The organism is Streptomyces filamentosus (assembly GCF_014654895.1).
In the GTDB taxonomy this organism is placed as follows: Bacteria; Actinomycetota; Actinomycetes; order Streptomycetales; family Streptomycetaceae; genus Streptomyces; species Streptomyces filamentosus.
The window spans coordinates 314,547-337,149 of record NZ_BNBE01000001.1 but is presented as its reverse complement, the minus strand read 5'-3'; the positions used below and the strand labels follow the sequence as shown (position 1 = coordinate 337,149).

3 protein-coding genes and 1 pseudogene are annotated in these 22,603 nt (G+C 74.9%); 3 read left to right on the top strand and 1 reads right to left on the bottom strand.

All coding sequences use genetic code 11. The annotated features are described in order from the left end of the window. Window positions 1-18 precede the first annotated feature (18 nt). Window positions 19-780: a thioesterase II family protein gene (locus tag IE326_RS01515; protein ID WP_150236272.1), complete on the bottom strand. Its 762-nt coding sequence runs from the start codon at window positions 778-780 to the stop codon at window positions 19-21. A 360-nt stretch (window positions 781-1,140) separates the two neighbouring features. Here IE326_RS01515 and IE326_RS01510 point away from each other — a divergent pair. The 3 genes and pseudogenes from IE326_RS01510 to IE326_RS01500 all read left to right on the top strand — a co-directional run. Then, window positions 1,141-6,708, top strand: a pseudogene (locus IE326_RS01510) (type I polyketide synthase); the annotation flags it as partial. A gap of 58 nt (window positions 6,709-6,766) precedes the next feature. Then, window positions 6,767-11,698 carry a type I polyketide synthase gene (locus IE326_RS01505; protein ID WP_190040600.1) on the top strand — a complete coding sequence of 1,644 codons (4,932 nt, stop codon included), beginning with the start codon at window positions 6,767-6,769 and terminating at the stop codon, window positions 11,696-11,698. 46 nt (window positions 11,699-11,744) lie between these two features. Further along, window positions 11,745-22,583: a type I polyketide synthase gene (locus IE326_RS01500; RefSeq protein ID WP_190040599.1), complete on the top strand. Its 10,839-nt coding sequence runs from the start codon at window positions 11,745-11,747 to the stop codon at window positions 22,581-22,583. Window positions 22,584-22,603: the final 20 nt, after the last annotated feature.

Here is a 22,603-nt window from a genome sequence, read left to right as displayed (position 1 = left end):
CCTCCCGGCCCGTCGCGGTCAGGGCCGGGGCACGCGGTCCCGCGCGCAGTCGGCGAGCAGCCGGTTGACCTCCGCCGCGTGGGGCGCGAGGAAGAAGTGGCCCCCGTCGAACACCTTCAGCTCGAAACCGCCCGAGGTGTGGTCGCCCCAGGAACGCGCCTCGTCCACCGTCACCTTCGGGTCCCGGTCGCCGACCAGCGCCCACACCGGGCAGGACAGGTCCGGGCCCGGCCGGTAGCGGTAGGTCTCCGCCGCGCGGTAGTCGCTGCGGATCGCCGGCAGGATCATCCGCAGCACCTCCTCGTCGCCGAGCGCCCCCGGGTCGGTCCCGCTCAGCTCCTTCAGCTCGCGCACCAGGCCCTCGTCGTCGCGCCGGTGGACGTACTCGTCCCGGTGCCGCGACGGCGCCCGCCGGCCGGACGCGACCAGTGCCGCCGGGACGATCCCCGCCCGTTCGAGGCGGCGCCCCACCTCGAAGGCCAGCGAGGCGCCCATGCTGTGCCCGAAGAGGACCAGCGGCCGGTCCGCCCACGGACGCAGCTCGCCGGTCAGCACCTCGGCCACGTCGTGCAGATCGCCGATCCCCTCCTCGTGGCGCCGGTCCTGACGTCCCGGGTACTGCAGCGTGATCACGTCCACCGCCGGCGCCAGGCTCCTCGACACCGGGAAATAGAACGACGCGGAACCCCCCGCGTGCGGAAAGCAGACCAGCCGCACCGGGGCGTCGTCGGACGGGTGGAACCTGCGGATCCAGGGACTGCTCGCCCCTTCTGTTGCCACTCCCACGACTTCCGTATCCTTCCGTCGAACCCGGATGTTCTGTGTTGTCGCGAAGCGAATATCCCGTGAGGATCAACTCGACTGCGCTTCCGGCGCAGGCTATTGGAGCCCGTCGCACGGGGCAAGACATTCCCGAATCGACAGTGGTGGGGCCCGGCTCCCGCGACTCCCGGGCCCTCTTCAATAGGGGCGCATAGGGGCGGCCTAGGGGTGGGCGGACACCCTTGACCTGCGTAGCGTTACGAGCATATGCGCCGCAGGTGGATTTGACGACGTGCCTCGAAATCCGGCGCCTCCGGCTGAATGCCGATCCAGAATTCCGAATTCCTGCGCGGACCAGTGAGGAGACGTTGGGTGGAAAACGAGGAGAAGCTTCTCGACTATCTGAAGCGGGCGACAGCCGATCTTCGTGAAGCTCGACGGCGCCTGCGGGACGCCGAGCGCAGGGAGAACGAACCGGTCGCGATCGTCGGCATGAGCTGCCGCTTCCCCGGCGACGTCGGATCCCCCGACGACCTGTGGACGATGGTCAGCCGGGGCCGCGACGGCATCACCGGCTTCCCGGAGGACCGGGGCTGGGACACCGAGGGCCTGTACGACCCCGAGCCCGGCACCCCCGGCAGGACGTACTCCAGGTCCGGCGGCTTCCTCCACGACGCGGCCGACTTCGACGCCGAGTTCTTCAGCATGGGTCCGCGCGAGGCGCTGGCGACGGATCCGCAGCAGCGGCTGCTGCTTGAGGCGTCGTGGGAGGCGATCGAGCGGGCGGGCATCGACCCGTCGTCGCTGAAGGGTTCGCAGACCGGTGTCTTCGCCGGCGTCATGTACCACGACTACGCCTCCCGCCTCCCCGTCATACCCGACGAGCTCCAGGGCTACATAGGCAACGGCAACACCGGCAGTGTGGTCTCCGGCCGGGTGGCGTACGCCCTGGGCCTGGAGGGTCCGGCGGTGTCGGTGGACACGGCGTGCTCGTCGTCGCTCGTCGCCCTGCACTGGGCCATCCAGGCCCTGCGTCGCGGTGAGTGCTCGCTCGCCCTGGCAGGCGGCGTGACGGTGATGCCGACCCCCGAGACCTTCGTCGAGTTCAGCCAGCAGCGTGGTCTCGCCGCCGACGGTCGGATCAAGGCGTTCGCGGAGGCCGCTGATGGTACGGCGTGGGGTGAGGGCGTCGGTGTGCTGCTGGTGGAGCGGCTGTCCGACGCGCAGCGGAACGGCCACCAGATCCTGGCGGTGGTGCGGGGTTCGGCCGTCAACCAGGACGGTGCGAGCAATGGTCTGACTGCCCCCAATGGTCCGTCGCAGCAGCGGGTGATCCGTGCGGCGCTGGCGAACGCGGGTCTGTCGGCGGCGGACGTGGACGCGGTCGAGGCGCACGGGACGGGCACGACCCTGGGCGATCCGATCGAGGCGCAGGCTCTGCTGGCGACGTATGGTCAGGAGCGCCCGGAGGGCCGGCCGCTGTGGCTCGGTTCGGTGAAGTCGAACCTGGGTCACACGCAGGCCGCTGCCGGCGTCGCCGGCATCATCAAGATGGTGCAGGCCATGCGGCACGGAGTCCTGCCGAAGACGCTGCACGTGGATGCTCCGTCGTCGCATGTGGACTGGTCGGCGGGTGAGGTCGAGCTGCTGACGGAGTCCCGGCCGTGGGAGGCGTCCGAGGGTGTTCCGCGTCGTGCGGGTGTCTCGTCGTTCGGCATCAGCGGCACCAACGCGCATGTGATTCTGGAGGAGGCTCCGTCCGTCGAGGCGGAGGCGGCGGTGGGGGAGTGGCCTTCGGGTGTTCCGGTGCCGTGGGTGGTGTCCGGACGCACGGATGAAGCCCTGCGCGAACAGGCCCGGCGACTGCGTCGGCTGGCCCTCGGCTCGGACCACCTGCCGGTGGACCTCGGTTTCTCCCTGGCCTCCTCGCGTGCGGTGCTCGACCACCGTGTCGCGCTCCTCGGCGCGAACCGCACCGAACTCCTGGTCGCTCTGGAAGAGTTGATCGCCGACGAGTCCGGCGAGCGCGGAGCCGTCGCGGCCGAAGGCAAGTCGGCGTTCCTGTTCACGGGGCAGGGCGCGCAGCGGGCGGGGATGGCGGAGGGCCTTTCCGCCGCGTTCCCGGTCTTCGCGGCCGCTCTGGACGAGGTGTGTGAACTCCTCGACGCCGAGGGCGCGTTCGTCCGCCCGCTGCGCGAGGTGATCAAGGACTCCGGTGAGCTGCTGAACCAGACGGTCTACACGCAGTCCGCGCTCTTCGCCGTCGAGGTCGCGTTGTTCCGTCTGGTCGAGTCCCTGGGCGTCCGGCCGGACTATCTGGCGGGTCATTCGGTGGGCGAGATCGCCGCCGCCCACGTGGCGGGGGTGTTCTCCCTGGCGGACGCCTGTCACCTGGTCGTCGCCCGTGGCCGCCTGATGCAGGCGTTGCCTTCCGGCGGGGTGATGGTCGCGGTCCGGGCGGCCGAGGCGGACGTACTCCCGCTGCTGGCCGGCCGTGAGGACGAGATCGGTATCGCCGCTGTCAACGGGCCTGCTTCCGTGGTGATTTCGGGGGCCGAGGCGGCCGTGGAGAAGGTCGTGGCGGTGCTGGAGGAGAAGGGGATCGGAGCGGTCCGGCTGTCCGTCTCTCACGCCTTCCACTCGCCGCTGATGGAGCCGATGCTGGAGGAGTTCGGTCAGGTCGTCAGCGGTCTGGTGTTCTCCGAACCCCGGATCGCGATCGTGTCGAACGTGAGTGGCGGGCTTGCCGCCGCCGGTGAGCTGACGGACCCGGAGTACTGGGTGCGGCACGTCCGCCAGGCCGTGCGGTTCGCCGACGGCGTCCGCGCCCTGGAAGCCGCGGGCGTCACCTCGTACCTTGAGCTCGGCCCCGACGGCATCCTGACCGCGATGGCCCAGACATCCCTGGAGGAGCCCGAGAACGCGCTCCTCGTCCCGGCCCTGCGCCGCGAGCGCGACGAGCCGGCCACCTTCCTCACCGCCCTCGGCGCCCTCTTCGAAGCCGGCGTGGACGTGGACTGGGCCGCGCTCTTCGCCGGTACCGGTGCCCGGCGCGTCGGCCTCCCCACGTACGCCTTCCAGCGGGAGCGGTACTGGCTCGACGCCGTGGCGGGCGTCGGCGGGGACGCGGCGGCGCACGGGCTGACGGCGACCTCCCACCCGTTGCTCAGCGCCGTGCTCGACCTGCCCGACTCCGACGGGCTGGTGCTGACCGGGCGGCTCGGCCTCGACACCCACCCCTGGCTGGGGGACCACGCGGTGTTCGGGACCGTGATCCTGCCCGGATCGGCCTTCGTCGAGCTGGCCGTCCAGGCGACCGAGCACGCGGGCCGCACCGTGGTCGAGGAGCTGACCATCGGGGCGCCCCTCGTGATCCCGCCGTCCGGCGGGGTGCGGGTCAAGGTCGTCGTCGGCGCCTCCGACGAGACGGGGAAGCAGTCGCTGACGGTCTACTCGCAGACCGCGGACGGCGACGCCACCGGTCCCTGGACCCGGCACGCCGAGGGCGTCGTCGGCGACGAGGCGCCCGAGGGCGAGCCGTACGACCTCACCGTCTGGCCGCCCGAGGGCGCCGAGGAGGTGCCGATCGGCGACGCCTACGACGGGCTCGTCGGGCGCGGTTACGGCTACGGCCCCGTGTTCCAGGGGCTGCGCAGGGCCTGGGTGCGCAACGACCGGGAGATGTTCGCCGAGGTGGCGCTGCCCGCGCAGGCCCGCGGCGACGCCGAGGCGTGCGGGCTGCACCCGGCGCTCCTCGACTCCGCCTTCCACGCCTCGCTGTTCGTCGAGCCGGGCGGGCCCGACGTGCCGCGCCTGCCGTTCTCCTGGCACGGCATCAGGCTGCACGCGGCCGGAGCCACGACCGTCCGGGTGCGCTGCGACTCCAACGGGCCCGACACGGCGCAGGTCGACATCGCCGACGCCACCGGCGCCCCGGTCGTCTCGGTGCACCACCTGGTGGCGCCGCCGATCTCCGACGACCAGCTGCGGCTCGCCGGATCCGCGGCCACCGACAACCTCTTCCTGCCCGCCTGGCAGCAGGCCCCCGCCTACCCGTCCGCGTCCGGCGACGCCGGGCGCCACTGGGCGGTCGCCGGGCCCGCCGAGGCATGGGCGGCCGTCGCCGGCCGCACGCTCACCCCGTACCCGGACGTCCCCGCCCTCGTGGCCGCCGTGGACGGCGGTGCGGCCGTCCCCGACGTCGTACTGCTGCCGTGCCCGCCCACCGGCGCGGCGGACGGCACCGACGTGCCGGCGCGGCTGCGGGCCACCGCCGGCCGGACGCTGGCCGGGATCCAGACGTGGCTCGCCGACGAGCGGTTCGCCTCCGCCCGGCTGGTCGTGCTCACCTCGGGCGCGGTCAGCACCGCGCCCGCCGCCGCGGACGGGGCCGCCGACCTCGTCGCGGGGCCCCTGTGGGGCCTCGTGCGCTCCGTCCAGGCCGAGCACCCGGACCGGCTGACCCTGATCGACTGGGACGCGGCCCGCGGCACGGCGGGAGCGCTGCGGGCCGCCGTGCTCTCGGGCGAACCCGAGGCGGCGGTCCGGGACGGCGTCGTCCTGTTGCCGCGCCTGGTGCGCACCGCCGCGCCCGCGGAGGAGACCGGCGGAGGCGTCTTCCGCGGCGACGGCACGGTCCTGGTGACCGGCGGCACCGGCGGACTCGGCGCGCTCGTCGCCCGCCACCTGGTGGAACGGCACGGCGTACGGCACCTGCTGCTCGTCAGCCGCCGGGGGCCGCAGGCGCCGGGCGCGGAGGAGCTGCGGCGGGCGCTGCTCGCGGCCGGCGCGGAGACCGTCGCCGTCGAGGGCTGCGACGTGTCCGACCGCGCCGCCCTGGCCGCCCTGCTCGACGACACCGGGCGGCCCCCGCTGACCGGCGTCGTCCACACCGCCGGCGTCGCCGACAACGGGGTCGTCGAGACCCAGACGCCGGAGCGCCTCGACGGCGTGCTGCGGCCGAAGGCCGACGCCGCCTGGCACCTGCACGAACTGACCCGGGACCGGGACCTCGACGCATTCGTCCTCTTCTCGTCCTCCGCCGGCCTCCTCGTCGGCGGCGGACAGGCCCCCTACGCCACGGCGAACGTCTTCCTCGACGCGCTGGCCGTCCACCGGCGCGCCGCCGGACTGCCCGCCGTGTCCCTCGCCTGGGGCCTGTGGGCGTCCACCGACGGCATGGCGGGACAGATGGGCGCCGCCGACCTCCAGCGGATGCACCGCCTCGGCATGCCGCCGCTGGAGACCGAGGAGGCGCTGCGCCTCCTCGACGTGGCCCTCGGCTCCGGCGAGCCCGTCCTGGTGCCGATCCGGCTGGACCTCGCCGCCCTCGCCAACCGCACCGACGACCTGCCGGCCGTCCTGCGCGGCATGGGCCGGGCCCGCACCCGGCGGCCCGCCCGGAAGGCGGCGGCCGCCGCCGCACCGGCCAGGGGCCTCGCCGACCGCCTCGGCGGCCTCTCCGAGGCCGAGCGGGCCCGGCAGCTCCACCTCCTCGTCCGCGAGCACGTCGCCGGCGTGCTCGGCCACGCCTCCGGCGACGCCGTCGTCCCGGACCGGGCGTTCAAGGACATGGGCTTCGACTCGCTGGCCGCCGTCGAACTGCGCAACCTCCTCAACAAGGCGACCGGACTGCGCCTGCCGACGACCCTGGTCTTCGACTTCCCGTCGCCGGCCGCGCTCGTCGACCACCTGGTCACCGCGCTGGCACCCGCCGACGCCGCGCCGAAGTCCCTGGAGGCGCAGTTCGAACTCCTGGAGGCCACGCTCGCCCAGGCGTCGCCGGAGGACGACCACACGGCGGTCGCCGCCCGCCTCAAGGGGCTGCTGCGCCGGGTCACCGAACTCCAGGCCGGCACGGGCGCGACGGTGTCCGCGCAGCAGTTCGACGAGGCGACGGACGACGAGCTCTTCGACTTCCTCGACAACGAACTCGGCATCTCCTGACACCCCCCGCCCCCTCCGCAGTCCGCCCCTCCCCACCCTTGAGAAGGCTGAGACACCGATGGCGCACGACGACAAACTCCGCGCGTACCTCAAGCGGGCGACGACCGACCTCCAGGAGACCCGGCGCAAGCTGCGCGAGGCCGAGGAAGCCCACCGCGAACCCATCGCCGTCATCGGCATGAGCGGCCGCTACCCCGGCGGCGTCACCTCTCCCGAGGAGCTGTGGCGGCTCGTCTCCGACGGCGTCGACGCGGTCTCCGACTTCCCCACCGACCGGGGATGGAACACCGAGGCCGTGTACGACCCCGAGCCCGGCAGGCCCGGCCGCACCTACGTCCGGCGCGGCGGCTTCCTGCACGACGCCGCCGAGTTCGACGCCGACTTCTTCGGCATCAGCCCCCGCGAGGCCCCCGAGACCGACCCGCAGCAGCGCCTCCTCCTCGAAGTGTCCTGGGAGGCGCTGGAACGGGCCGGCATCGACCCCACCACCCTCAAGGGCAGCAGGACCGGCGTCTTCGCGGGCCTGATGCACCACGACTACCCGCGCAGCACCACCGCCGGCAGCATCGTCTCCGGCATCGTCTCCTACACCTTCGGCCTCGAAGGCCCCGCCGTCACCACCGACACGGCCTGCTCGTCCTCCCTGGTCGCCCTGCACCTGGCCTGCCAGTCCCTGCGGGCCGGGGACTCCACGCTCGCCCTCGCCGGCGGCGTGTGCGTCATGGCCACCCCCCAGCTGTTCATCGAGTTCAGCCGGCAGCGCGCCCTGTCCCCGGACGGCCGCTGCCGGTCCTTCGCCGCGGACGCCGACGGCGCCGGCTGGTCGGAGGGGGCGGGCGTCCTCGTCCTGGAGCGGCTCTCCGACGCCCGCCGCAACGGCCACCCCGTCCTCGCCGTCGTGCGCGGCTCCGCCGTCAACCAGGACGGCGCCAGCAACGGCCTGATGGCGCCGAACGGGCCCGCCCAGCAGCGCGTCATCAAGGCCGCCCTGCGGAACGCCGGCCTCACCGCCGCGGACGTCGACGCCGTCGAGGCGCACGGCACCGGCACCACCCTCGGCGACCCCATCGAGGCCCAGGCCATCCTCGCCACCTACGGCCAGGACCGCCCCGAGGACCGGCCCCTGTGGCTCGGCTCCATCAAGTCGAACATGGGGCACCCGCAGGCCGCCGCCGGCGTCGCCGGCGTGATGAAGATGATCCTCGCGCTCCAGCACGAGACCCTGCCGCGCACCCTGCACGCCGAACGGCCCACCCCGCACGTCGACTGGTCGGCCGGCCGGGTGCGGCTCCTCACCGACGAGGTGCCCTGGCCCGGCGGGGAACGCCCGCGGCGCTTCGGCGTCTCCTCGTTCGGCATCAGCGGCACCAACGCCCACGCCGTCATCGAGGAGGCCCCCGCCCCCGCCGCCCCGGAGGCCGGAACCGGAACCGGCCCCGCCCCCGCCGCCGAGGCCGTGCGGCACCCCTCCGTGCCGTACGCGTGGACGCTGTCCGCCCGCGACGAGACGGCCCTGCGGACCCGCGCCGCACAGCTCCGCACCCACCTGCTCGACCGGCCCGCCGCCGACCCCGCCGACGTGGCCCGCTCGCTCGCCGCCACCCGCACCCTCTTCGAGCACCGGGCGGTGGCCGTCGGCGCCGACCGTACGGAACTCCTCGCCGCCCTCGACCGCATCGCCGCCGGAGAGGGCCCCACCGGGCCCGCCGGCGGGGCACCGGCCGGCCGGACCGCGTTCCTCTTCACCGGCCAGGGCGCCCAGCGCGTCGGCATGGGCGCCGGACTGTACGCCGCCCACCCCGCCTACCGCGACGCCTTCGACGCGGTCTGCGCCGAACTCGACGGCGGACTGCCCCGGCCGCTGCGCGAGGTCGTCTTCGCCGCCGAGGGCTCGGCCGAGGCCGCCCTCCTCGACCGCACGGTCTTCACCCAGGCCGCGCTCTTCGCCACCGAGGTCGCCCTCCACCGCCTCGTCGAGTCCTTCGGCGTCCGCCCCGACGTGCTCATCGGGCACTCCGTCGGCGAGATCGCCGCCGCCCACGTCGCGGGCGTCCTCTCCCTGCCCGACGCAGCCACCCTCGTCGCCGCCCGCGGCCGGCTGATGGAGGCCCTGCCCGAGGGCGGCGCCATGACCGCCGTACGCGCCACCGAGGAGCGGGTGCTGCCGCTGCTCGCCGGACGGGAGGACCGCGTCGGCCTCGCCGCCGTCAACGGCGAGACGTCCGTCGTCCTCTCCGGCGACGCCGAAGCCGTCGCCGAGGTCGCCGCCCTCCTCGCCGAACAGGGCGACCAGACACACGAACTGAGGGTCAGTCACGCCTTCCACTCGCCCCGCATGGACGCCATGCTCGACGACTTCGCCGACGTCCTCGCCACCCTCGACTTCCACGTCCCCACCGTCCCCGTCGTGTCCAACGTGACCGGCCTGCCCGCCGACGGCGACGACCTGCGCACCCCCGACTACTGGGTGCGGCACGTCCGCGGCACCGTCCGCTTCCACGACGGCGTACGCGCCCTCGCCGGACTCGGCGTCACCGCCTGCCTGGAGATCGGCCCCGGCGCCACCCTCACCGCCCTCGCCGGCGCGACCCTCGACGACGACACGCCGTGCCTGCCGCTGCTCCGCCCGGGCACCCCCGAACCCGAGACGGTCGCGGCCGCCCTCGCCGCCCTCCACACCCACGGCACCGACGTCGACTGGGCGGCGTACGCGGGCCCCGGACACCACCACGTCGACCTGCCCACCTACCCCTTCCGGCGCCGCCGCCACTGGGCCGACCCCGAGGAGACCGCCCCCGCCGCCCCGGCCCGCGCCGGCGCCGCCGACGGCGCCTTCTGGTCCGCCGTCGAAAGCCACGACCTCGACGGGCTCACCCGCCTCCTCGACGCCGGAGCCGACGGCCGCGCCTCCCTGGAACCGCTCCTGCCGCTGCTCTCCGACTGGCACCGGCAGAGCGTCGACCAGGCCGTCGTCGACGGCTGGCGCTACCGCGTCGCCTGGCACCCGCGCCCCGCCGCCCCCTCCGGCACCCTCGACGGCACCTGGCTCCTCGCCGTCCCCGCCGACGGCGTCACCGACGCCTGGGCCGACGCCACCGAGCGGGCCCTCACCGACCGCGGCGCCACCGTGCTCCGGCTCCGCGCCACCGGTGCCGACACCGACCGCGCCGGCATGACCGGCCACCTCTCCCGGCTGCTCGCCACCGCGGGCCCCCTCGCCGGAGCGGTGTCGCTGCTCGGCCAGGACGAGACCCCCGACCCGGCCGCGCCCCTCGCGCCCCGCGGCCTCACCACCACCGTCGCCCTCGTCCAGGCCCTCGCCGACCTGGACGTCACCGCCCCCGTGTGGAGCGTGACCCGGGGCGCCGTCGCCGCCGGCCGCTCCGAACCCCTGCCCCACCCCGGGCAGGCCCGCGTCTGGGGCCTGGGACGCGTCGTCGCCCTGGAGAACCCCGCCCTCTGGGGCGGCCTCGTCGACCTGCCCGCCGCCCCGCCGGGCACCGTCCCCGACGACGCCCCCGACGAGCGGATCCTCGCCCGCCTCGCCGACGTCCTCGCCGCACCCGCGGGAGAGGACCAGCTCGCCGTACGGGCCGCCGGCACCTCCGTACGCCGCCTGGAACGCGCCACCGGCGCCACCAGCCCCGCCCGCGGCACCTGGCGGCCCACCGGCACCGTCCTCGTCACCGGCGGCACCGGGGCCGTCGGCACCCTCGTCGCCCGCTGGCTCGCCGGCGCCGGAGCCGACCACCTCCTGCTCACCAGCAGACGCGGCGAGGAGGCCCCCGGCGCCCTCGACCTCAAGCGGGAACTCACCGCGCTCGGCGCCCGCGTCACCCTCGCCGCCTGCGACGTCGCCGACCGCGACGCCGTCGCCGCCCTCCTGAAGGAGCTGCCCGCCGACGCCCCGCTGACGGCCGTCATGCACGCCGCAGGCGTCCTCGACGACGGCACCGTCGGCTCCCTCACCCCGGACCGCCTCGCCGGCGTGCTGGGCCCCAAGGCCGAGGCGGCCCGCAACCTCCACGAGCTCACCCAGGACCTGGACCTGACGGCCTTCGTGTCCTTCTCCTCGATCGCGGGCCTCCTCGGCGGCGCCGGACAGGCCGCCTACGCCGCCGCCAACGCCTACCTCGACGCCCTCGCCGACCACCGCAGGGCCCGCGGACTGCCCGCCACCTCCGTCGCCTGGGGCCCCTGGGGCGGCGGCGGCATGGCCGCCCAGGACGACGTGCAGGAACGGGCCTGGTGGCGCGGACTCACCGAACTCGACCCCGGCCTCGCCGTCGCCGCCCTCCACGAGATCCTGGAACGCGACGAGACCGGCATCGGCGTCGTCGACGCCGACTGGGAGGCCCTGGCGCCCGCGTTCACCGCGGGACGCCCCAGCCCCCTCCTCCACGGCGTGCCCGAGGCCGCCCGCGCCCTCGCCCCCCGCACCGGCACGCCGGACGGCCCCGCCGACGCCGACACCCTCGGCCGCCGGCTCTCCGCCCTCACCCCCGAGGAACGGGACACCGCCCTCCTGGACCTCGTCCGCGGCCAGGTGGCGACCGTCCTCGGCCACGCGGAATCGGAGGCCGTCCCGCCCCACCGGGCGTTCAAGGAGATGGGCTTCGACTCCCTGACCGCCGTCGACTTCCGCAACCGGATGAACGCCGCCACCGGCCTCAAACTCCCGGCGACCCTGCTCTTCGACTACACCAGCCCCGCCACCCTCGCCGAGCACCTGCACGGCGAGCTCGCCCCCGCCGCGGCCGGCCCGGCGGCGGGGGCGGCGACGGAACTCGACCGCATGGAGGCCGCGGTGGCCTCCATGGCACCCGACGAGATCGAGCGTGCCAAGGTCGTCCCCCGGCTCCAGGCCCTCCTGGCCCGACTGAACGAGGCCCACGCCCCGCAGCAGGCCGCCGCGGTCGCCGACCAGCTCAAGGCGGCCTCGGCCGACGAACTGTTCGACTTCATCGACAAAGAACTAGGGATCTCCTGACCACCGGGTTCCTGGAATCTTTATCAACAGAATTGGTGAGGCCCTGATGGGGAACGAAAAGAAGCTGCTCGACTATCTCAAGCGGACGACCGCCGACCTCGCCCAGACGCGGCAGCGACTGCGCGACATCGAGTCGGAGCCGATCGCGATCGTCGGGATGGCGTGCCGCTTCCCGGGAGGCGCCCGCTCACCCGAGGACCTGTGGAAGCTGGTCGCCGAAGAGACCGACGCCATCGGTGAGTTCCCCCAGGACCGCGGGTGGGACATCGACGACATGTACGACGCCGATGCCCACCAGGCCGAGAGCGGCTACACCCGCAGCGGCGGATTCCTCCACGAAGCCGCCCGCTTCGACGCCGAGTTCTTCGGCATCAGCCCGCGCGAGGCCGTCGCCATGGACCCCCAGCAGCGCCTGCTCCTGGAAGCCTCCTGGGAGGCGATGGAACGCGCCGGGATCTCCCCCGACACCCTCAAGGGCGGCCCGGTCGGCGTCTACACCGGCACCAACGGGCAGTCGTACTTCGGCATGAAACTGCCCGAGGAGTCCGCCGCCTACATGACGACCGGCACCAACGGAGCCGTCCTCTCCGGCCGCATCTCCTACGTCTTCGGCTTCGAGGGCCCGGCGGTGTCCGTGGACACCGCCTGCTCCTCCTCGCTGGTCGCCCTCCACCTCGCCGTCCAGGCCCTGCGCCGCGGCGAATGCTCCCTCGCCCTCGCCGGCGGCGTCACCGTGATGGCCACCCCCGACCCCTTCGTCGCCTTCGGCAAGGCCCGCGGCCTCGCCGCCGACGGCCGCTGCAAGGCCTTCGCCGACGCCGCCGACGGCACCGGCTGGAGCGAGGGCGCCGGCGTCCTCCTCGTCGAACGCCTCTCCGACGCCCGCCGCAACGGCCACCCCGTCCTCGCGGTGGTCCGCGGCTCGGCCGTCAACCAGGACGGCGCCAGCAACGGCATCACCGCCCCCAACGGCCCCTCCCAGCGCCGCGTCATCCGGGCCGCCCTCGCCAACGCCGGCCTGTCCACCGCCGACGTGGACGCCGTCGAGGCGCACGGCACCGGCACCACCCTGGGCGACCCCATCGAGGCCCAGGCCCTCCTCGCCACCTACGGCCAGGGACGCACCGCCGAACGCCCCCTGTGGCTCGGCTCGGTCAAGTCGAACCTGGGTCACACCCAGGCCGCCGCCGGCGTCGCCGGCATCATCAAGATGGTGCAGGCCATGCGGCACGGCGTCCTGCCGAAGACGCTGCACGTGGACGAGCCGTCGACCCACGTCGACTGGACGGCCGGACACGTCCGCCTCCTCACCGAGCGCACCCCCTGGGAGCGGGGCGAGCAGCCCCGCCGGGCGGGCGTGTCGTCCTTCGGCCTCAGCGGCACCAACGCCCACGTGATCATCGAGGAGGCCCCCGAACCCGAGGCCGCCGAGACCACCGAGACCGAGGCCGCCGCGCCGGAGACCCCGGTGGGGGAGTGGCCGGCGGGCGTGCCCGTGCCGTGGGTGGTCTCGGGCCGGACCGAAGCCGCACTGCACGCCCAGCTCGCCCGTCTGCGGGAGTTCACCGCGGGTGCCGGTCTCGATCCGGTGGACGTGGGTTTCTCGCTGGTCTCGTCGCGTGCGGTGTTCGACCGGCGTGCGGTGGTCTTCGGCGGGGTTCCGGAGGAAGTGGTGCCGGGGCGCAGGCTGGAGGGCAAGTCGGCGTTCCTGTTCACGGGTCAGGGTGCGCAGCGGGCGGGGATGGCGGAGGGCCTTTCCGCCGCGTTCCCGGTCTTCGCCGCTGCTTTGGATGAGGTGTGTGAACTCCTTGACGGACAGGGCGTGTTCGAGCGTCCGCTGCGTGAGGTGATCAAGGGCTCCGGTGAGCTGCTGGGGCAGACGGTCTACACCCAGTCCGCGCTGTTCGCCGTCGAGGTGGCGTTGTTCCGTCTGGTCGAGTCCCTGGGCGTCCGGCCGGACTATCTGGCGGGTCACTCGGTGGGCGAGATCGCCGCCGCGCATGTGGCGGGAGTCTTCTCCCTGGCGGACGCCTGCCGTCTGGTCGCGGCTCGTGGCCGGTTGATGCAGGCGCTGCCCGCGGGTGGTGTGATGGTCGCGGTCCGGGCCGCCGAGGCGGACGTACTCCCGCTGCTGGCCGGCCGTGAGGCCGAGGTCGGCATAGCCGCCGTCAACGGGCCTTCTTCCGTGGTGATTTCGGGTGCCGAAGCCGCTGTCTCCGAGATCGTGGCGGTGCTGGAGGAGCGGGGTGTCGCCGCGCAGCGGCTGAAGGTCTCGCACGCTTTCCATTCGCCGCTGATGGAGCCGATGCTGGAGGAGTTCCGGCAGGTCGTCAGCGGTCTGGTGTTCTCCGAGCCGCGCATCGCGATCGTGTCCAACGTGATTGGCGGGCTTGCCGCCGCCGGTGAGCTGACGGACCCGGAGTACTGGGTGCGGCACGTCCGCCAGGCCGTGCGGTTCGCCGACGGCGTCCGCGCCCTGGAGGGCGCGGGCGTCACCTCGTACCTCGAACTCGGCCCGGACGGCGTGCTGTCGGCGATGGCCCAGTCCTGCCTGGAGGAGCCCGACAACGCGCTCCTCGTTCCGGCCCTGCGCCGCGAGCGCGACGAGCCGGCCACCTTCCTCACCGCCCTCGGCGCCCTCTTCGAAGCCGGCGTGGACGTCGACTGGGCGGCGCTCTTCGCCGGTACGGGTGCCCGGCGCGTCGACCTGCCCACGTACGCCTTCCAGCACGAGCACTACTGGCTCGCCCCCACCCCCGAGGGGGGCGACGCGACGGCGTTCGGGCTCGCCGCCACCGACCACCCCCTCCTCGGCGCCGCCGTCGAGCTGCCGGACTCCGGCGGCATCGCGCTGAGCGGGCGGATCGGACTCGGCAGCCACCCGTGGCTCGCCGACCACGTCGTCGCCGGGGCCGTCGTCGTCCCGGGCACCGCGCTCGTCGAGATGGTGCTGCGCGCGGGCCGGGAGACCGGCTGCGACCGCCTGGAGGACCTGGTCCTCGAAGCGCCGCTCGTGCTGCCGCAGCGCGGCGCGGCCCAGGTGGTCGTCCTGCTCGCCGCGCTGGGAGACGACGGGACCCGTGCCGTACGCCTCTTCTCGCGGGCCGCCGACGCCGACACCGAGACGGCCTGGACCTCCCACGCCACGGGCGCCGTCGCCCCCGGCGGGGACGCGGCCGCGTTCGACTTCGCCGTCTGGCCGCCGGCCGGCGCCGAGCCCGTCGGCCTCGACACCGTCTACGACGACTTCGCCGTCGCCGGCCTCGCGTACGGCCCGGTCTTCCGCGGGCTCGCGGCCGCCTGGGCGCGGGACGGCGAGGTGTACGCGGACGTCCGGCTGCCTGAGGGCGCCCACGACGACGCCGCGCGGTTCGGCCTGCACCCCGCGGCCTTCGACGCGGCCCTGCACGCCGTGAGCGTGTCGGACACCGTGTCGCAGGGCGGACTCCCCTTCGCCTGGTCCGACGTCGAGCTGTACGCGGGCGGTGCCACCCAGCTCCGGGTCCGCGTACGGGCGGTCCCCGGGCGCGACGCCGCGGCGCTCGACATCGCCGACGCGACGGGCAGCCCCGTGCTGTCCGTGGGGTCGCTGGCCGTCCGCCCGATATCCGCCGAGCGGATCCAGGCCGCCGCCGCGCACCACGACGCGCTGTTCCGGATCTCCTGGCTGCCGCTCCCGGACGCCGCCGCCCCCGTGGAGGGCACCGGCTGGACCCTCCTCGGCGACGACGCCGGCACGTGGGAGGAGGCACTGGGGAGCGGGCCCATCCCGGCCGGCGCGCCCGCCGACCTCGTCCTGCTGCCCGCGGGCGCCGCCGCGGGCCCCGGCACCGACCTGCCGGACGGCGTCGCGGACGCCGTCCACGCCGAGACCGTACGGGTCCTCGGCGCCGTCCGGGAATGGCTCGCCGACCCCGGCCAGGAGGCGGCGAGGCTCGTCGTCGTGACGCGCGGAGCCGTCGACACGGGTGACGGGGGCACGCCCGGCGAGGGCCAGGGGGACGAGGGCACGCGTGGCGGTGCCGCCGGGACCGGGCCCCACCTGGTGGGTGCCGCCGTCAGCGGCCTGATCCGTTCGGCCCAGGCCGAGAACCCCGGCCGCATCGTCCTGATCGACCTCGACGACGACCCCGCGTCCGCCCGGGCGCTGCCCGCCGCCGTCGCCCTCGCCCCCGGCGAGGAGCGCCTCGCCGTCCGGGGCGGCCGGATCCACGCCCCCCGGCTCGCCCGCGTCCCCGGCAGCGGCACGGAGACCACTGGGACGGAGACCGCCGACGCGGAGACCGTCGGCACGGACACCACCGACGCGGAGACCGCCGGGACGGGGAGCCGGCCCGACCACGGCACGGTGCTGCTCACCGGCGCCACCGGCGGCCTCGGCGCCCTCTTCGCCCGCCACCTCGTCCGGGCCCACGGCGTCCGCCACCTGCTCCTCACCAGCCGGAGCGGCGCCGCCGCACCCGGCGCGGACGACCTGCGCGACGAACTCCTCTCCCTCGGCGCGCTGACCGTCACCATCGAGGCGTGCGACGTCGCCGACCGCGCCGCGCTCGCGGCGCTCCTCGCGGCGATCCCCGCCGACCGTCCCCTCACCGGCGTCGTCCACGCCGCCGGCGTCCTCGACGACGGCACCATCGCCTCCCTCACCGCCGACCAGGTGCACACCGTGCTGCGCCCCAAGGTGGACGCCGCCTGGCACCTCCACGAACTGACCGCGGAGTCCGGCCTCACCGACTTCGTCCTCTTCTCCTCCGCGGCGGGCGCCCTCGGCGTCCCCGGCCAGGGCAACTACGCGGCGGCCAACGCCTTCCTGGACGCCCTCGCCCAGCGGCGCCGCGCCGCGGGCCTCCCGGCCACCGCCCTCGCCTGGGGCCCCTGGGCGGAGGGCGGCGGCATGCTCGGCACGCTCAGCGAGACCGACCGGTCCCGCATGGCGCGCGGCGGCGTCGTCCCCCTCGGCGCCGACGAGGGCCTGGCCCTCTTCGACGCCGCCCGCCGCACCGGACGGGCCGCCCTCGTCCCCGTCCGACTCGACACCACGGCCCTGCGCGCCCAGGCCGAGAGCCTGGACGCCCTCTTCCGGGAACTGGTCCCCGCCCCGCGCCGCACGGCCGCGCGGGCGGCGGGCGAAGCGGGAGCGGACACGCCCGCCGGGCGCCTCGCCGGACGCCTCGCCGGCCTCGGCCGGGACGAGCGGCGGCACCTGCTGCTCCAGATCGTCCGCACCCAGGTCGCCAACGTCCTCGGGCACACCTCGCCGGACGCGATCGAACCGGACCGCGCCTTCAGCGAGCTGGGCTTCGACTCGCTCTCCGCCGTCGAACTGCGCAACGCCCTCAACGGCGCCACCGGACTGCGGCTCCCCGCCACCCTCGTCTTCGACTACCCGTCGTCGGCGTCCCTCGCGGAACACGTCCACGAAGCCCTCGCCGGCCCGGACCGGGCCGCCGGGGACGCCCGGGGCCGCACCGCCCGCGGCACCTCCGCGGGCGCGCCGGGCGCCGCCGACGACCCGATCGTGATCGTCGGCATGGCCGCCCGCTACCCGGGCGGCGTCACCACCCCGGACGAACTGTGGGACCTCGTCGCCGAGGGCCGGGACGCGATCTCCGCCTTCCCCGAGGACCGGGGCTGGGACACCCGGCGGCTGTACGACCCGACCCGGGAACGCCCCGACACCAGCTACGTCGACCAGGGCGGGTTCCTGCACGAGGCGGCCGAGTTCGACGCCGCGTTCTTCCGCGTCAGCCCCAACGAGGCCCTCACCGTCGACCCCCAGCAGCGGCTCCTCCTCGAAACCTCCTGGGAGGCGATGGAACGCGCGGGCATCGACCCCGCCACCCTGAAGGGCAGCCGGACCGGCGTCTTCGCCGGCGTGATGTACCACGACTACCCGACCAGCCACGCGATGGGCAGCGCCGTCTCCGGCCGGATCTCCTACACCTTCGGGTTCGAAGGCCCGGCGGTGTCGGTGGACACGGCGTGCTCGTCGTCGCTCGTCGCCCTCCACTGGGCCATCCAGGCCCTCCAGCGGGACGAGTGCGACCTGGCCCTCATCGGAGGCGTCGCCGTCATGGCCACCCCCGAGGTCTTCGTCGAGTTCAGCCGCCAGCGTGGTCTCGCCGCCGACGGTCGGATCAAGGCGTTCGCGGAGGCCGCTGATGGTACGGCGTGGGGTGAGGGCGTCGGTGTGCTGCTGGTGGAGCGGCTGTCCGACGCTCGCGCCAAGGGACACCAGGTCCTGGCGGTGGTGCGGGGTTCGGCGGTGAACCAGGACGGTGCGAGCAATGGTCTGACGGCCCCCAATGGTCCGTCGCAGCAGCGGGTGATCCGTGCGGCGCTGGCGAACGCGGGTCTGTCGGCGGCGGACGTGGACGCGGTCGAGGCGCACGGGACGGGCACGACCCTGGGCGACCCGATCGAGGCGCAGGCCCTCCTGGCCACCTATGGCCAGGAACGTCCGGAGGGCCGGCCGCTGTGGCTCGGTTCGGTGAAGTCGAACCTGGGTCACACGCAGGCCGCCGCCGGCGTCGCCGGCATCATCAAGATGGTGCAGGCCATGCGGCACGGAGTCCTGCCGAAGACGCTGCACGTGGACGAGCCGTCGTCGCACGTGGACTGGTCGGCGGGTGAGGTCGAGCTGCTGACCGAGTCCCGGCCGTGGGAGGCGTTTGAAGGTGCTCCGCGCCGGGCGGGTGTCTCGTCGTTCGGCATCAGCGGCACCAACGCTCACGTGATCATCGAGGAGGCTCCGTCCGTCGAGGCGGAGGTGACGGTGGGGGAGTGGCCTTCGGGTGTCCCGGTGCCGTGGGTGGTGTCCGGACGCACGGAGGAAGCCCTCCGCGCCCAGGCCCGACGACTCTCCGAATACGTCGCGGAGGCCGGCCCGAGCTCGGTGGACGTGGGCTTCTCGCTGGCCTCCCGACCGGTGTTCGACCGGCGTGCGGTGGTCTTCGGCGGGGTTCCGGAGGAAGTGGTGCCGGGGCGCAGGCTGGAGGGCAGGACCGCCTTCCTGTTCACAGGGCAGGGTGCGCAGCGGGCGGGGATGGCGGAGGGCCTTGCGACCGCGTTCCCGGTCTTCGCCAAGGCCCTGGAGGAGACGTGTGAACTCCTCGACGGACAGGGTGCGTTCGAGCGTCCGCTGCGTGAGGTGATCAGGGAATCCGAGGAGCTGCTGGGGCGGACGGTCTACACCCAGCCCGCGCTCTTCGCCGTCGAGGTCGCGTTGTTCCGTCTGGTCGAGTCCCTGGGCGTCCGGCCGGACTATCTGGCGGGTCATTCGGTGGGCGAGATCGCTGCCGCCCACGTGGCCGGAGTGTTCTCGCTGGAGGACGCCTGCAGTCTGGTGGTGGCGCGTGGTCGTCTGATGCAGGCGTTGCCTTCCGGTGGTGTGATGGTCGCGGTCCGGGCCGCCGAGGCGGACGTGCTTCCGCTGCTGGCCGGCCGTGAGGCCGAGGTCGGTATCGCCGCCGTCAACGGGCCTGCTTCTGTGGTGATTTCAGGTGCTGAGGCGGCCGTGGAGAAGGTCGTGGCGGTGCTGGAGGAGAAGGGGATCGGAGCGGTCCGGCTGTCCGTCTCCCACGCCTTCCACTCGCCGCTGATGGAGCCGATGCTGGAGGAGTTCGGTCAGGTCGTCAGCGGTCTGGTGTTCTCCGAACCCCGGATCGCGGTCGTGTCGAACGTGACCGGCCGGCTCGCGGAGGCGTCCGACCTCACGGACCCGGAGTACTGGGTGCGGCACGTCCGCCAGGCGGTCCGGTTCGCCGACGGCGTCCGCGCCCTGGAAGCCGCGGGCGTCACCTCGTACCTCGAACTCGGCCCCGACGGCATCCTGACCGCGATGGCCCAGGCGTCCCTGGACAACCCGGACGACGCCCTCCTGGTCCCGGCCCTGCGCCGCGAGCGCGACGAACCGACCACCTTCCTCACCGCGCTCGGCGCCCTCTTCGAAGCCGGCGTGGACGTGGACTGGGCGGCGCTCTTCGCCGGTACCGGTGCCAGTCGCGTCGACCTGCCCACGTACGCCTTCCAGCACGAGCACTACTGGCTCGACGCGGAGGTCCCCGCCGGTGGCGGGGACGCGGTCGGGCACCCCTTCCTCACCTCGTCGATCCAGCTGGCCGAGGCGGATGGCGGGCTGTTCACCGGAAGCCTGTCCGTGCGGGCCGCGCCGTGGCTGGGCGACCACGCCTTCGGCGAGGCCGTCCTCTTCCCCGGCACCGGGTTCGTCGACCTCGCCCTGTACGTGGGGGAGCGGGTCGGCTGCGGCCGGGTCGCCGATCTGGTGCTGGAGGCGCCGCTCGTGCTGCCCGGCCGGGGAGGGGCGGACGTCCAGCTCTCCGTGGGCGGCCTGGAGCCGGAGGGGACGCGGCGGTTCACCGTCCACGCCCGTCCGGCCCACGCGGACGCCGGCGAGCCCTGGACGCGGCACGCGACCGGTGTCCTGTCGGCGGAGCACGCGGAGCCCTCGTTCCACCTGGGGGTCTGGCCCCCGGTCGGAGCCGAGCCCCTGCCGCTCGACGGCATGTACGAGACCTTCGCCGACGGCGGGCTGGTCTACGGGCCCGCCTTCCAGGGCCTCGCGGCGGCCTGGCGGGACGGTGACGACGTCCTGGCGGAGGTCGTGCTCCCGGAGGACCTCGCCGGGCACGGTGCCGAGGGGTTCGCGCTCCACCCGGCGGTCCTCGACGCGGTCCTCCACGCCATCGGGCTCGCCCGGGGCGCGGAGCGGGCCGAACTGCCGTTCGCGTGGACGGACACGGAGCTGTTCGCGACCGGGGCGACCCGCCTGAGGGCGCGGATCCGGCCCGGGAACGGCCGGGGGACGGTGGCCCTCGACATCGCGGACGGGCAGGGGCGGCCGGTCGCCTCCGTCGGGGAGCTCGCGCTGCGGCCGGTCGCCGACGGTGCGATCGGCGCCGGGGCCTCCTCCGAGCCCCTGTACCGGGTCGCCTGGGTGGAGGCCGAGGTGGCCCCCGCCGGCGGGGACGGTTCCTGGACCGTGCTCGGCGCGGAGCCGCACGGCCTCGCGGACCGGTTCGGCGCCGGCGCGGTGACCGGGCTCGACGAGGTGGCGGACGGGACGGACGTCCTGCTGCTGCCGGTCGGAGCCTGCGCGGCGGGCCCGGACGGCGGCGTCGACGCGACGCCGGACGCCCTGCGGCACGAGACCGCCCGGGTCCTGGCGCTGCTCCAGGCGTGGCAGGCGGACGAGCGGTTCGCGGCGACCCGGCTCGTCGTCCTCACCAAGGGCGCGGCCCAGACCGACGCCGACGGGGACGGGAACGGTGTGCGGCCGGACCCGGTCGGCGCCGCCGTCGGCGGCCTGGTGCGGTCGGCCCAGGCCGAGCACCCCGGCCGGATCGTGCTCGCCGACCTGGACGACGGGACGGACCCGCGCACCCTGCCCGGCGTCCTCGCCGCCGGCGAGGAGCAGGTCGCCGTCCGCGGGACGACCGTCCTCGTGCCGCGCCTGGTCCGCACCCCGCAGGACACGGCGGCGGCCACGGAATCGCCGTGGGACGGGGACGGGACGGTCCTGATCACGGGGGCGACCGGCGGCCTCGGCCCGGTGTTCGCCCGCCACCTCGTCGTACGGCACGGGGTGCGGCACCTGCTCCTGGTGAGCCGGAGGGGCGCGGACGCCCCCGGCGCTCCGGCGCTCCGGAAGGAACTGGAGGCGCTCGGCGCCGAGTCGGTCCTCTTCGCGTCCGCCGACGCCGCCGACCCCGGAGCCCTCGCGGCGGCCCTGGCCGTCGTCTCCCCGGCGCACCCCCTCACCGGCGTCGTGCACGCCGCGGGCGTCCTCGACGACGCCACCCTCGCCTCGCTCACCCCCGAGCGCCTGGCCACGGTCCTGCGGCCCAAGGCGGAGGCGGCCTGGCACCTCCACGAGGCGACCAGGGACCACGCGCTGAAGACCTTCGTGCTCTTCTCCTCCGTGGGCGGGGTCCTCGGCGGCCCCGGACAGGGCAACTACGCCGCCGCCAACGCCTACCTGGACGCCCTCGCCCGGCACCGGACCGCCGCCGGCCTGCCGGCCGTCTCCCTGGCCTGGGGCCTGTGGGGCGCGACCGGGGCTCCCGGAGGCGCGGGCGGGATGGCCGGCGGCCTGACGGAGACGGACGTGCGCCGCGCCGCGCGCTCGGGCATCGCGCCGCTGGACGAGCAGCGGGGAACCGCGCTCTTCGACGCGTCCCTGGCGTCCGGCGCCCCCGTCACGGTCCCCGTGGCCCTGGACCTCCGGGCCCTGGGCCGGGCGGACGCGGCGGACCTCCCGCCGCTCCTCCGCGGACTCGTCCGTACGACTGTCCGGCGGCGCGCCGCCTCCGGCACGGCCTCCGGAGCGGAGGCCCTGAGGGGCCGCCTCGCCGGGGCGGCCACCGGAGACGAGCGGGAGGAGATCCTCGTCGCCCTGGTGCGGCAGCAGGCCGCACTGGTCCTGGGACACAAGGACGCCGACGGCATCGAGGCGGAACGGGCCTTCAACGAGCTCGGTTTCGACTCGCTGACGTCCGTCGAGTTCCGCAACCGCATGGCCGAGGAGACCGGACTGCGGCTGGCCGCCGGCCTGATCTTCGACTACCCGAGCATCCGGGTCCTGGCCCGGCACCTCGGGGAACAGCTGGCCCCCGCGCTTCCCGCGGGCCCGGACGAGCCCGGCACCGACCCGGAGTCCCGGGTGCGGTCCGCCCTCCGGACGATCCCGCTGGACCGGCTCCGGGAGTCCGGACTCCTGGACAGCCTCCTCGAACTGGCCGGCTTCGACGCCGGCCCCGGGGACGAGGCCGCCGGCACCGGAACCGACGCCGGCATCGACATCGACGACATGGACGCCGAGAGCCTCATCTCGATGGCTCTCGACGACACGACGCGGGAGGCCTAGGCCGCCATGGCACAGAAAGA

Excerpts from the sequence above, each read along its gene's own strand:
- IE326_RS01505 (WP_190040600.1), top strand. The coding sequence starts at position 6,767 with ATGGCGCACGACGACAAACTCCGCGCGTACCTCAAGCGGGCGACGACC.
- IE326_RS01500 (WP_190040599.1), top strand. The coding sequence starts at position 11,745 with ATGGGGAACGAAAAGAAGCTGCTCGACTATCTCAAGCGGACGACCGCC.